The organism is Haloglomus irregulare (assembly GCF_007421925.1).
In the GTDB taxonomy this organism is placed as follows: domain Archaea; phylum Halobacteriota; class Halobacteria; order Halobacteriales; family Haloarculaceae; genus Haloglomus; species Haloglomus irregulare.
Genome location: NZ_QMDX01000007.1, coordinates 60,277 through 73,496 on the forward strand (window position 1 = coordinate 60,277; position 13,220 = coordinate 73,496).

10 protein-coding genes are annotated in these 13,220 nt (G+C 58.0%); 2 read left to right on the forward strand and 8 right to left on the reverse strand.

Annotation, left to right across the window (positions count from 1 at the left end; genetic code table 11):
* The first annotated feature begins 10 nt into the window (after positions 1 to 10).
* Positions 11 to 448: a helix-turn-helix domain-containing protein gene (locus DP107_RS11890; protein WP_144262377.1), complete on the forward strand. Its 438-nt coding sequence runs from the start codon at positions 11 to 13 to the stop codon at positions 446 to 448.
* Positions 449 to 686: 238 nt separating this feature from the next.
* Here the strand turns inward: DP107_RS11890 and DP107_RS11895 are convergent, their stop codons facing one another.
* The 6 genes from DP107_RS11895 to DP107_RS11920 all read right to left on the reverse strand — a co-directional run bounded on the left by DP107_RS11895 (position 687) and on the right by DP107_RS11920 (position 8,751).
* Positions 687 to 1,634: a hypothetical protein gene (locus DP107_RS11895; protein WP_144262378.1), complete on the reverse strand. Its 948-nt coding sequence runs from the start codon at positions 1,632 to 1,634 to the stop codon at positions 687 to 689.
* 25 nt (positions 1,635 to 1,659) lie between these two features.
* Complete coding sequence (locus DP107_RS11900) at positions 1,660 to 2,979, reverse strand: RNA-guided endonuclease InsQ/TnpB family protein (RefSeq protein WP_144262379.1); 1,320 nt, start codon at positions 2,977 to 2,979, stop codon at positions 1,660 to 1,662.
* Between the two features lie 225 nt (positions 2,980 to 3,204).
* The gene (locus DP107_RS21255; RefSeq protein WP_144262380.1) at positions 3,205 to 5,193 is read right to left on the reverse strand and encodes an ADP-ribosylglycohydrolase family protein; all 1,989 of its coding nucleotides are present in this window, start codon (positions 5,191 to 5,193) and stop codon (positions 3,205 to 3,207) included.
* 18 nt (positions 5,194 to 5,211) lie between these two features.
* Positions 5,212 to 6,489 (reverse strand): Cdc6/Cdc18 family protein, encoded by a 1,278-nt coding sequence (locus DP107_RS11910; RefSeq protein ID WP_144262381.1) that lies wholly within the window; start codon positions 6,487 to 6,489, stop codon positions 5,212 to 5,214.
* 1,215 nt (positions 6,490 to 7,704) lie between these two features.
* Entirely contained in the window at positions 7,705 to 8,091 is a 387-nt protein-coding gene (locus DP107_RS11915) for a hypothetical protein (RefSeq protein WP_144262382.1), read from the reverse strand.
* A gap of 81 nt (positions 8,092 to 8,172) precedes the next feature.
* Positions 8,173 to 8,751, reverse strand: coding sequence for a hypothetical protein (locus DP107_RS11920; RefSeq protein WP_144262383.1), 579 nt, complete (start codon positions 8,749 to 8,751; stop codon positions 8,173 to 8,175).
* Between the two features lie 119 nt (positions 8,752 to 8,870).
* Here DP107_RS11920 and DP107_RS11925 point away from each other — a divergent pair, with 119 nt between their 5' ends.
* A complete protein-coding gene (locus tag DP107_RS11925) occupies positions 8,871 to 9,281 on the forward strand; it encodes a helix-turn-helix domain-containing protein (protein WP_144262384.1) in 411 nt (136 codons plus the stop codon).
* Positions 9,282 to 9,397: 116 nt separating this feature from the next.
* Here the strand turns inward: DP107_RS11925 and DP107_RS11930 are convergent, their stop codons facing one another.
* Together DP107_RS11930 and DP107_RS11935 are read right to left on the reverse strand one after the other, a co-directional pair.
* On the reverse strand, positions 9,398 to 10,984 hold the full coding sequence (locus tag DP107_RS11930; RefSeq protein WP_185977287.1) for an ATP-binding protein: 1,587 nt from the start codon (positions 10,982 to 10,984) through the stop codon (positions 9,398 to 9,400).
* Between the two features lie 235 nt (positions 10,985 to 11,219).
* Complete coding sequence (locus DP107_RS11935) at positions 11,220 to 13,190, reverse strand: spermidine synthase family protein (RefSeq protein WP_144262386.1); 1,971 nt, start codon at positions 13,188 to 13,190, stop codon at positions 11,220 to 11,222.
* Positions 13,191 to 13,220 lie beyond the last annotated feature (30 nt).

Below are 13,220 nucleotides of genomic sequence, written 5' to 3' on the forward strand. Positions count from 1 at the left end.
TCCAGTCACGATGTCCCAGCCCGACGCTTCCCTACTCACTCCGGCCGAGGAGACGGCTGGTCTGGATCCAATCAAAGCACTCAGTGCTCTCGACGACACGACCCGCGCGAACATCATCGGGACGATCGTCGGTCATCCCAAGGGTGCGCCCTCGAAGAAGGAACTCGAATACTACAACCCGAGCGTCGCTGCCTCGACGCTCACCGACCACCTCACCCATCTGGAAGAAGTCGGGCTGATCGAAGTCGTGGAACGCGACCGAGAGGGTCTCGAACGGGGCCAGCCGTACCGCTTCTTCCAGCTCACCGACGCCGCCCGCGAGTTGTTCGACCGGAACGACCTCTTCGAGCCTGACGCGTATCAAGCGATGTTCGCCGAAGTCGAGAAAACGGATGAAATCGAGGCCGCCGAAGCCGTTGAGCGGCCGGACGGACGGAGCACAAATTAACCTTGGAGCGTACGTTTTTGCCGGACGGAGAGCTCGACATCCAAGATATTCCGGAAGCGTAACCAGCGCAAGGCCGACAAGAGAGATCGATTTCTATTTCGATTCAGAACAGATAGATCGAACATTAGGCACGCATCATTTCCATACTCCGAGATTGTGGAAGTTGAGATACCCCGGGTATAGCGGGTCTGTAATGCGTGATTTCGGTCGAATCAGCGATCAACTTGTTGTGACACTGCTACTGATCCGGACCGAGGGTAAGATAACCGCCTCTAACGTGCGCTGTGATTGCGTCCGAAACAGCTTTATTTTCGTCGCTAGGGAGCATTTGCTCGGGATCCAACCAGTGGTCGCCAAATAGGTATTCGGAAACGACCTTCGCCTGGTCTGCCCAGTTCTGTACGTCTGCGTCGGGCATTTCTACGAGCCGAATTGCGTAGGGGATGCCGGCAGTAACGAAGGCCTGACAACGTCGAAATTCGTTAGTCGTGAACCTGAATCGACGGTCGTCGTGGACTGCTTTCACCTCAACAGGTAAGAAGGGAAGAGTCCCATCGGAGTTGTAGTCGGGAGCCGATAGAGGTCCGAATGGGTCTATCACGTCGAATCCGGGGCCCTGTTCCTGGGTTACGTTGATTAACTGAATAAACGGGAGATTCCGGAGCTCCGTTTCTGTCGAAGAGAGTTCTGAAAGGTCGAGATACGGGCTTGGATCGAAACCCCGTTCGAACAGTGGACGAAGTTCGTCGTTCCAACGAGACTGGACGTGCCACTTGTACGGAGTTGCCGAATCGAGCTGTGCGTCGTACCGCTCGGAGAATTCGTCGAGCAGCGTTCCTAACCGTGATCGCGGCGTTCCTGCTGTCAACCAGTCCTGAAGGCGATACAGGACTTGACCCATCACGTAGACTTCCGCCTGTTCACCGCGGCCGGTGTACGAGGTGCCACCACCGCCACTGGCACCACCACCAGATGATGCTGCAACGGGAGCTGTGTCTTCGACGAGAGCCGTTCCATCAGTTAAGACTTCGTCAGTTTTCAGGGATGTCACTTGGTTTTTGAAGCCAGCGAAAGCTTCGCGCTGTCTTTGTTTCGTACCCGACGTGGTGGTGTCTGTGGGGAGGTCTCCTTCAACGACAAATTGCTCATTGACATCCTCCTCCGCGTGAACGCGGAGGAATCCCACGGCACCGCGCCGCTGGATTGGGATATTAGGGTTTGCAGTCTACCACTTGTTCCCTCGGTTGGAATCCGCTGGACAAGTCGTGAAGGTAGACTCCGGGCTGTGCCAACCAGCCGGTACTCCTATCCCCACCCAAATTGGGTGCAGACTCAGAGTTACTTTCATCGTTGATGTCGAGACGGATGTTCTCCGCCCCGTTCACGTCAGCGTTGAACGCCGCATCACACGTCTCGCAGACGTATAGACCACGCTCAACACGCTGACTGTCGTCTTTCCTACCGCAAACACAACACGTCTTGCTCGTGTCGCTCTCGGATACTTCCACGACTTCGATGCCCTTGACTTTCGCCTTATATTCGAGGATGTTCGAGAACCGGTCGAATGCCCACCCGTGCAAGTCGAGGTTGCCGTGCTTCCCCCAGTTCTTTGACTCGCCGTTCTCGTCTTCTCGAACACCAGCAAGTTCCCCGAAGTTGATTCGACCCACTTCTTGCTCGACACATCGTTCAACGATGTGTTTGGCTAAGGAGTGGAAGAAGTGGGTTCGACGCTCCGACCACTTCGAGTGCAATCGAGTGGCTTCTTGGCCGTCTGAATCGTCACACTTTGCGATTTCTTTCGGGAAGTAGTACCCGTCCTGTTTCAGACGGTTGCCGGGGTACAAGTCGGCTTCCTCGGTACTGTACGCGACAGCGGCGAAGTTGCGGATACCAAGGTCGATGCCCGCCGTCTCGTCACCGGGAGAGTCGGGCGTCTCCACTTCGTGCTTACACACTAAGTGCAGTTCCCAGCGCCCTTTCGCCTTGTCGTAGACGGCCCTGACTTGTTGCAGGTTCTCGACGGTAACTCCGGGGCGCGTTTCGTATTCAACAAGGATGTATTCCCATGCTCGGGGGTGGTCCTTGTGATTCGCTCCTTTAGAGAGGCGCACTCGCCCGTTGTTGGTATCGTGACGAATGCCTTTCTGCTTCCACGTCACCGTGCTACGCGGGTGTTCTTCGTGGACACAGCGGCCTTCTGAGTCGTAGTAGTTTTTCTTGCGGTAGCCGGGCGGATTTGCACGATCATCAGACTTCCTCGTTTCGTACCACGAGTTGAAGGCTTCAGCGAGTTCCTCCAGAACGCGCTGACTGGACTGACTGTGCAGTCCTTTGTACTTGTTGTGAGTCTTCAACTCGCTCTTCAAGTCCGAATCGTCGGGGATCTCGCCCGTCTCATCCCACACTTGGCGGGAATGATAGTTTGCAACGTTCCAGAGCTTCGACGCACTCCACCCGTGCCGGTCGAGCGAGTCCTCTACCTGCTGGTGGTTGAGGATTTTCGCTCGGTAGGTGCGGTGGATGTGCATCGTGAAACGATTCCATAACGGGTTATGTGGTGTTTTGTCGTTAAAGTTTGGATTCGGGCGTGGAATATCCAGTCGGGCTATCGACGGTGGATTGTGGAGGGGTTGTCGGATTCATCCCGCGCCTAAAGGCGCGGGTATTCTCCTTGCTCTTTATAATCGATCTAACTTCAGTACCCGTCGTCTGCCGCTCAACGTAGTCGATGAACGGGTCGAGAAGATCAGTTTCTAGCTGTTCGGGTGACGCAACGTAGAACCAGCGTCGAGGAAGGGTACGGGCCGTCGTGCCGCCGTCGGCAGTGGGGGACTGACTTCCGTGCCTGCTCGACTGGTTAGCCGACTCTCCACCGAACGTGATGTTGTCTGCGGGATTGACGGCCGGTAACTGACCGTACGCTTGGAGTTCTCGTGCTCGATCTCCGGATGCCGGACTGCTACTCGTCGAAGCGATTCGTACATGACGTGGAGTTCTCCGACCATCGTGTGGGCCGTATCGCGGAGGTCCGTAAGTTGATCCTCTGGACTGGTGTCCGTCAACGTCTGTTGCTGCTGCGGGGGGCGAAGCTGCGTGAGGTAATCCAGAATAGCACCCGTACCGCTTGCTAATTGCGGGAAGATTTCGGCAACATCGTAGACGGCGCGTGGGTGGTCAGCAATGACCCCCTCAGCGACCGAGATATCGAAGGCTGCTTCGATCTCCGCTGGCGAGTCGTAGCCACCGCTCTCGTTGCTTCGCAACAGTGCTTCGCCGGCGTCGGCGAACGTGCCGACTAGCACTCGCGTCGCCCCCGCAATCGGATCCATACGTTCGATTCCGACCGTATCGGTCTCGGTTTCGGTTATCGGGTGCCGAATCCCTGCGAACGCCGCGTATGCCCGAACGAACGCATCCGCTGCTGCCTGCCCGTCACGCATGATTCGTTGCTGGTCTTGTTCGGGAAGTTCATCGAAGGCGTCGACGAACGGATACTGTGGCACAGGGACGAGCGTCGGCTGCGAGAAGCCCGGTTCCGCATCGAGGTCGATCTGTGGGCCAGCGTAGGTGGAACATCGACCACTGTCGACCGCGTACGCTCGCCGTTCCCAGTCGAGCATCGCAGCCCTCGCCGGCGTCAACTCGTGGTACGCAGTTCTGATAGTGCGATGTGGCGCGGGATGAGGACGGTGTCCGATAGTCGCCTCCTGAAATTCACGAGCGGATATGTACGCAGGTCCCTCGATGGTCCGTTCCTTGAAGATGAGGGTCCCATCATCCATAGTCGTGGATCCTCTACCGGGGATCTGCATCCGAATCGTCAGCAATCGCTGTGCTAATCGCTTGAGCCGGTCAGATTCCTCAATCTCTTCGATCCATCGATTCGGTAGGTCGGTCGACCCGAAGCGAGCGCCAGCGACAGCGCCGGCGATCGCACCGACAGTGTCCGTGTCGCCACCGCTGTTCACCGCCTGAACGATCGCTGTTTCGGCGGACTCAGCGGTCAAACCATAGTAAAGCCCAGCCTGGAGCGAGTCGACGACGTATCCAGAGGTCGCAAGCTGGGTTTCGAACACTGCCGAGTCGCGGTCGCCGGTGACAACTTCCTGCACCTGCGTGAGTGCCGTTTGAAGTTCGTCCGGAGCTGAATAGGTATCCTTGAGCGCGGTTCCGAGTGGGTCGCGTTCGTCGTGAATCAGGTTTGCAAGCGTCCGGTTGAGAATCACACAGCCCCACTGGCAGCGCGGGTCGGCATGTGTGATCGCCGACGAAAGCTGACTGACCTGGGTGAGTTCTGCATCGAAGTGCCGAAAGGCGATCGCGTGTGGCGCACACCGCATCACGCTCCCGTTGCCGGCGTTGGACCCCTCAGGCCGCGATTCCCAGACGTCCGCGCCAGCGTCGTTCCACGACGTTCCCTGTCTGATCCGAGACAGCGAATCGCGCGTCATCAGTCCAATATCGAACGGGTCAGAATCGAGCCAGTCGACGAACCGATCCGCCACATCGGCCGGATCGAACCCGCGGCGGTCGACGAGACTCTCCGCGATACAGAGTGCCATCTCAGTGTCGTCAGTGATCGTCCCCGGGGGCTGGCCGTGCGTGCCGTGACCGAGCATCTCCGTTACTTCGCCGTGCTGGGATGCGATCTCCTCGGCGCTCTTGAATTCGACCGGTCGACCTAATGCATCACCACAGGCGAGACCGAGTAAACAGCTCTGTCCATTCGCTGTCTCATCCATGCTCAGTCACTCGAAACGTCAGGCTAGATCCTCAAGCCGGCTGTCGCGAAGCACCGATTTCAGAACGATCTCGGTGTCCTGGACGAGTCGGTGTTCGAGGTAACTCCCCTGACCACGACCACCACCGGTTCTCGTGGATTCGACGACACCGAGGAACGCCTGCTCCTTCAGCAACTCGTACACGCGGTGTTCGCTGAGGATGGTCGCGTCGATCTTCTCCGCGGTCTCCTGGTATCGGCCGTAGATACGGCTCGTCGAGAAACCATCGGAATTCGGATTCTCCTCAGAGAGCAGCGCGAGCGAGTAGAGAATGAACTTCACCTGTGTCGTCGAGCCACGGAGCAACTCCTCGAATCGGTCGATCTGCGCCCACTCCTGAGCGTCGCGGACGTGTTCTTCGGTGACCGTCTCTGCGTTATCCCGTTCAGCGAGCTCGCCGGCGTGTCGGAGAATCTCGATCGCCTTTCTGGCGTCCCCGTGCTCCTGTGCAGCGATGGCTGCGGTCAGCGGAATCACGTCGTCGGAGAGAACATCGTCGTAGAAAGCATCTCGCCGATGCTTCATGATCTGGCGGAGCTGATTCGCGTCGTAGGGCTGGAAAACGAACTCCTCTTCGCGAAGGCTCGACTTGACCCGCTCGTTCAGCCGGTCGCGGTACTCGATCTTGTTGCTCACTGCGATGACGCCGAGGTGACAGTCAGCCTTTCCGGACTCACGTGCTCGAGAGAGCTGCATCAGGATGTCGTCGTCGTCCAGGCGGTCGACCTCGTCGAGGATGATGATAACCGACTCGTACGCCGTGTCGAGAATCTCCCAGAGATAATCGTAGTACTCCCCGCTCCCGATCCCGGCGCGCGGAATATCGAAGTCGGTTGCATCGGTTTCGTTTAGCGATCGGGTAACGGTTCTCGCCACCCTGGTCTGCGTATTGTGCTGGGCGCAATCGACGTAGACCGTTCCCACAGCCACGTCGTTTGAGGTTGCCGCCCGTCGAGCGCGTTCTGTGACATGGCGGGCGACGAGCGATTTCCCGGTGCCCGTCTTCCCGTAGATCATCACGTTATTCGGCGGGTCACCCTGGACGATCGGCCGGAGCTCCGCTGCCACGGCTTTGATCTCGTCATCACGACCGACAATCCGGGCACTCTCGGGGACGTGCCCTACCTTCAGCAGTTCCTTTCGAGCGAAGATGTTGGCCCGATCGGGGGCCTCCTCGTCGAAGTCGAATAACGGATCCTCGGAGGGGTCCTCGAATCGCTCGTTGAAATCAGTGAGTTGTGACGGTTCCTCGGCCATTGATATGAGACACCGCGTAAGCAGGCTACTTAATAATTCGGCCACCTCGACCAGAGTGTAAATCGGCCTGTGACCGTCTTCTGATGCTTTGTCTGACGCGTGTCACCCTTTCGAAATTTGGAGCCACTCCCGAGTGAAAGCGGCTATCACGAGGTGTCTATTCGAACGAATGGACACCCCTTATCAAGAGTGTAAACGCCGGACGTCGGTTGGATTCACCACACCCCTCGTCAAGAGTGTATAGCACTCGGTCGTTCCGGACAGCCCAGTCAAGAGAGACCACACCCCTGCTCCAGAGTGTAACTCCTGTCGAGCGAAGTATCAATTTCCACTACAGCAATAACTGAAAGAAGCGTCTGACGCATGGCAGACACCCCTCGACAAGAGTGAAAACCAGTCGCGATAGGTCGCCTTCCCGATCGAATCGACTGAAAGGTCGGAGCCGGTTCCTCCACCACCCCTGATCAAGAGTGAACTGCGGTGAATTTCACGAGAGACTGAACGAAGACACGTAATAAAGTCACTCGTCGTTACGGTTGATCGACAAACGGGAGGCGCGCAGTGTTTGTCCACTCCCTCTCGAGTTCCCAGCTGTCACGTTGGTCCCACCAGAAATCACGAGAGCGGCCCCGTTGACGGTGGAAATAAGCTCCCGGAACCACGGACTATACATCGAACCGGTGATGTTTCCCGAGACTCCTCACAGAGAATGGACGACTCTCGCGGTACCCACACACCCCTCGTCCAGAGTGTAACGCCACGACGATACACGAGAAAGTGCGGAGAAAGCGCCCGACGACAGACGGAGATGAGACAGAAATCACGGGACGAGAAACCGATCAATCCACGAAACACCTTCCTACAAGGACGTCAGTCGCCTCAACCTACCATTTCACTTAGTGTTATCTAGAAGTTTTATTACCTCCCTCTGCCAACTGTTCGTCAAGTGCATTCAGCACAAGAAAGGACGAAGGCGGCATTCGTCCGGTCGGTCGTGAACCGCTGCTCTTGATGGTTGGTCCTTTCCTCCTGTCTTCTACCGTGTTGACGGCTCTGTCCGTGGTTTGCTTCTCTTTGCCATCTCGTGAACCTCTGTTTCGTGTGGATGTGTCCCCTCCCTCTCGTTCAGTTTTCACTCTGGACGAGGGGTGTGTGTGTGGTCTCTCTTGACCATCCCGAGAGATTACCCATCGACCATCTTGGGTTCTCACTCGTTCATTTTGGATTCACCGGAGCGATGTACTCGTTTTTCCATGAATCGCCCTCACGCCACTGCCAATAGTAGTAACGGTAAGCCTTCTCGCCTGTCTCTTTCGTGGTCTTCACCGTGATGTAGGCTCCGCTAGCCGGAACGTCCTCGTAGTCCGCTGGATCCGTCGAGATCTCGCGATCGTCCAGCTCCTCGAGTTCCTCTTCATCAACCGCTTCCTCGGCTCGCCGTCGCTGCAAGTCCGCCTCCCGCTGCTCCAGTTTCCACTCAGCGAGTGAACTCGCGTACGTCGCCACCGCTTCTAGCCGTTCTGGGGACTGTTTCTCGAGTGGCTCGCGGAGGTACTTCGGGAGATCCGGTGCCGGCGGTTTTCCGGGAACATCCTCCGTCATAGTTACCCCACGTATCTGGAGTAATATCAGCTTGTGGGGTAACTATGACGAAAGTGATCACTCTGGACCTCCTGGGCCGACTCACGGGATGTGCCCCACGCACTCGACGACATCCTCTTCGGTGGTCCACCGATAGAGTCGCCCGTGTTCCTCGAGCATCTCGAAGATCGCCGTCTGCATCCCGCTGTATGGGTTCTCGACGTCGACGCCGGTATCGATATCGTCGGGATCGAGGGCGTCGTACTCGCGCTGACAGACATGTGTTTTCGCGAAGTACTCCTCGAGGGCAGTGAAGTAGCCCTGTTCGACGAGGAAGCCGCCCTGTGCGTGCTCGGCAACACCCACGATGTAGTCGGTGTAATCCGCAAGCAGGCGGAACTTGAGGTAGGTGTTGACCCACTCGCTGCGGATGTCGACCATCAGAAACGCGTAGGCGTCGGGCCGTCGATTCAGCCGGTCTTTGACGAGCTGGAGCCGACGAATCTCCGGCTGGCCGTAACTCCCGAGGACGAAATACGCTCGGTCGGCTGAGAAGATCGGGGATAATTCGGCGACACTCTGTTTCAGCGCCTCGTACTCCTCGGGAGTGAGCGAGGCTTCGTGGAGGTGGGCCTCGGCGCGCTCTGCGAGGTCCTCGACGGTCACTGCTTCCTCGCCCATATGACGTGCCTCTCGGCCGGTGGATTTCAATGCGTCGACCTACACGGTCAGCGTATCGCCTTTGACTGATTCGTATTATGGCGAAACGCTTTAGCCCGTACTCCACAAAGAGGAGTATGATGAGCACCCCCGACGAGGTCACGAGCGATCTCGACACCGTTCGCGAGCGACTCAACGTCGTCACCCAGGAGACGCGATTCTCGCTCGTCCAGGATATCCTCGGGCATCCGTCGGGGCTGCCGACGCTGAAGGAACTGGACTACGTCAATCCGAGCCGGAGTCAAACGACGATCCGCCAGCATCTGCAGCGCCTCGTCGAGGCGGGTATCGTCGAGAAAGTCGAACTCCCTGAGGATCGCCGGCAGAACGACCTACCGTACACGTTCTACGGAATCAGCGAGGAGGGACGTCAATTCCTCGAGGACCACAAGCTGCTGCGCGCCGAGGAGACGCTCCGAGAGATCTACGACCGGGTTGAGAAGACTGCCGAGATCGAGCGCTACGAGACCGCCCCACGTCCTGATCGGTGAGTGATTCGGCTATCCGACGATGACGATACAGAAAGTTACCCCACAGTGTTCAGGAGCTTCTACTTTATGGGGTAACTCTGGGGTGAATATCGCTCACGGACTCCGGCTACCGAAATCTACTGAAACCCGACTGTAGAGTCGTCGTCGAATACGTTCTCCGAGAAAGATTCGTCCTCATCAGAGCGATCGACGCCGGAGGTCGGTCTAGGGCGAATGTCTTCGGTCATAGCATCGAGTTCTTCCGGAGTGGGGAAGTCCTCAACCGAGACTGTTTGAGCATCCCGTCGTGCAGCTCGGCGTTTGGCATCTGTGACCAGTTCCTCGATATCAGCACCGCTGAGACCGGCAGTGTGACTCGCGAGCTGTGCCAGCTGGTCCCCGGTGAGGTCGTGTGGAACCCCCCTCAATTTCGACTGGAAGATCGCGTGACGGCTCTCCTCTTCAGGAAGTCCGATCTCGACGTGCGTCGCGAGTCGGCCAGGGCGAAGAATCGCGGGGTCGGTGTCTTCCGGACGGTTCGTTGCGCCGACGACGATGGCCGTTCGATCGTCGGCGGTGAGATGGACAAGCAGCTCACTGGTGATCTTTCTATCCTCGGCGTGCGCGCCCCCAGCGCCGACATCGCGACCGCCAAACAGGTGTTCGGCCTCGTCGAGGAAGATGACGCAGGGACCGATTGACTCGGCTTCTTCGAAGAGCTGGCGGACCCGCTGAGGACCATCGTTAATCCACTTGCTGGTCACGTCCGCCGGGCCTAGCTCGACGAAGGGGATATCGAGTTCGCCAGCAAGGGCTCGAGCGAACATGGTTTTGCCCGTTCCCGGGGGTCCATAGAAGAGAATTCCTCGCGACGGTTCGATCCCGAACCGATCGTATCGGTCGTCACCGCGTGCCGTTGCCTGGACCGGCTGGAGGACCTCTTCTGCGAGTCGTTCCTTTACTTCGTAATAACCGGCGACGTCGTCGAAGCCGATGTCCGAGCGGGTCCAGTTGTATTCGAATTCCCCCATGGAAGATGCTTTGGCTGGTGTTTTGGTCGGGTAAGAGTCACCACTCTTACTGCCTGAATCGGATGTTCTAGAAGAGTCTCCTTGGTTGAGTGACTCCTCTTGTTCATTTCGTTCTCTATCCTCTCCACGAATTCGTCTGAATTTCTCGTAGTCGACGGAGGGCGTCACGTGACGTCCGGAGGCATAGTGATACCCATTTTCTCCATTAGGATTGTAGTACATCACCGCGACTAACGAGGCTGCAGCACCCAGTCCAATAATTGCTTGAACCCGAGAGTCGCCAGGAACAATAGTCGAAAAGAAATCGAACTGCGAGACTGTGACGAAGGAGGCGGCGAAAGCTACCGTCTCGGCGAAAAGTAACAACACTACGAACAACTCGTAAACGAGCGCGAATGGATAGAGTCCGATGACCCCGATCGATTTGAAGACGGGTATTCCCAACCCCCCTGCGATATAAATCATCAAAATGCCCAGACCGAGTGCTACTACGGCGGTTGGTGGGAGATTAAGTAGAGGAGCGACCACCCACATGTGGACGAACGCCAGCGTGGTCCATGCGAGCATAAACAACAGCCGATAAACACTTTGCTTCTCGTGCTTGCGCTCCATGACTCGGTAGGTCACGTACTCGACGCTCGCGAAGAGACCGAGGAAGATGGCTACTGCGAGTACAGTATCGAGGATACTCATTGGATCACAGAGGTGATTTTGCGAGCCGTGATGGGACGGATATCGCCATCCCCGCGAGGGGATCGCGCCGGGGGGTGGTTGGTCATGTGAGCCGCGGCGTGCGTACACCACTGAGAACGGCATCGACAGATGCGTTCACAGAGGTCTATGTTCCTTTCATGCCGGTACTACGCTATAACTTCTCGCACCAGGGGCACGACCGGTTCGTAGACGGAGGAATGCGGTCAAATCATCTCTAAAGCGTCTCCGATGGTTCTCCCTTGGTATCTTCATCCCACGGCGGATCCGTCGCCTGACCTGGTCCATCCTCTCGTTTGGTCGTCCAGTCGATGTCATCTTCATCAGAGGGGTTGACCAGACTACCTTCGGATCCCGGGCCGATGAGGTGTTTTCCCCCGCGTTTCCCCATATTGTAGGCCGCGTAGGGACTCCGCGTCATCGCCCCGGCAAAGACGATTCCACTAGCCTTTCCGGCCTGGACACCGGTTTTCCCCACCTGCTTGCCTGCCCGTCCCGTTGATATGGCAGCTCTGCCGGGTGTCTTCGCAGCCGTCTGTGCGGCCTTGATTCTCTTCACGCTTCGGGCAGATTTCGACGCATCATCCCTGAGCGACACAGCTCTCTGGCCGAAAGTTTGGGCTCTGTCATTGAGATCGATCGTCATCTCCTGGCCCGCTGCCGTCTTGTACGCTACCTTCCCGTCTGCGTTTGGTATGACTGTAGAGACCTCATCTGCAGGTGCTTCGTCACCTGTTAGGATTCCACGATCGGCAGCCTCGGCAACGTTGAATTCCCCGTTCTGGTACGCATCTGTTAGGAAGTCCCGATTCGCTTCTGCTTCGTCGGCCGCGTCCAGATTTTGGTTGATCGCTTTCCGATGATTATCGATACTCTCTGTCCCAACCGCTCTCCTGGCGCCAGCCACTCCACGGTTCTTTGCTTTTGAGCCAAACTTCCTTGCTGCGGAGCCCGCTCGGCCCGCATGTGTCCGTGCCGTGCTCACCACTGGTGAGCCAGCGACCAGTCCGCCGGCCGAATCTTTTCCTCTGGTGAACAACCCGGGTGCTGAATCGACGCTGTTCTCGACGGCGGACTCCCGCGTTCCGAGTGCCTCTGAAACGCTACTACGCATCGTCCCGCCAACGGTTGAGTTCCCGGTAGCCGCAGAGGGATCTGCCGCAGTACCGCCGGATGTGCCACCACCGGATCCACCCGACGATCCCCCACTCCCGCCTCCACTGGTCCCGCCAGAACTCGACTTCGAAGCACTACTCACGGCCCCCGAGCCTGCGCCGGCGCCGACGGCAACAGCCCCGACACCTGTGGCGGCGATCGCGGCGGCAACCGTCATCGTGAACGCGGCGTCGACGCCGAGCGGCTGACCAGCCCACCCGATGGTCTTCCAGATGACGACGAACAGGACGATCGGAAAAATGAGCGCCAGCGCTGCTGAGACGTAGAAACTGGCGACGTCACCACTCGCAGAGACTCCACCGGTCGCGATCACGTTGAACACGCGCATCACGAGTGCAATGATCGGTCCCACGAGCAGGGCATAGACTCCCATCCGGAGCCACGTCGCCGCGAAATTGCTGATCGACTTCATCGGTCCCCAGTTCGCGTACCATAGTACGGCGAAGAAGGGAGCTCCGACGGCGACCGTAACGACGATGAACTGCCGGAGGACCAGCAGCACCGACGCGATGATCGTCGCGATGAACATCAGTGGCACTGCGACGAGGAGTGCGATGACCTCGACGCCCAACCCGAGTGTCGAGCCCCAGCTCCCGCCGAGGTCGGCATTGAACGTGAGGACGAACGTCGGCGGGGCGAGCGCGTTGGTCACCGCGTTCGACGCCTCGATGAGGAACCCGAACAGCGGCTGGGAGATCGCGATGAAGAAGATTACTGCGACGACGCGGGCAACCATGTTCCACAGCGAGGTCTCGCGGTCCTGACTGAACGGCATCGCGATCAGTCCGCCGGCGATTAGGATGGGCAACAGCGCGATTGAGAGCCGGAAGACATCGTCCCACGCGGTCGTGACTTGGACGCTGGAAATGATCGAGGGCTCGATGGTCAACAATGGCTTCAGCCCGAAATTGAACATGAAGTTGATCGCGCTGACCAGAATCGAGCGGAGGAACTCGAAGATGGCGCGGACGATCGCATCGGGAAGCCACCCTAGGTCCAAGAGGTCAGCCATCGACCCGGCCCTCCGGCGCGTCTGGGGATA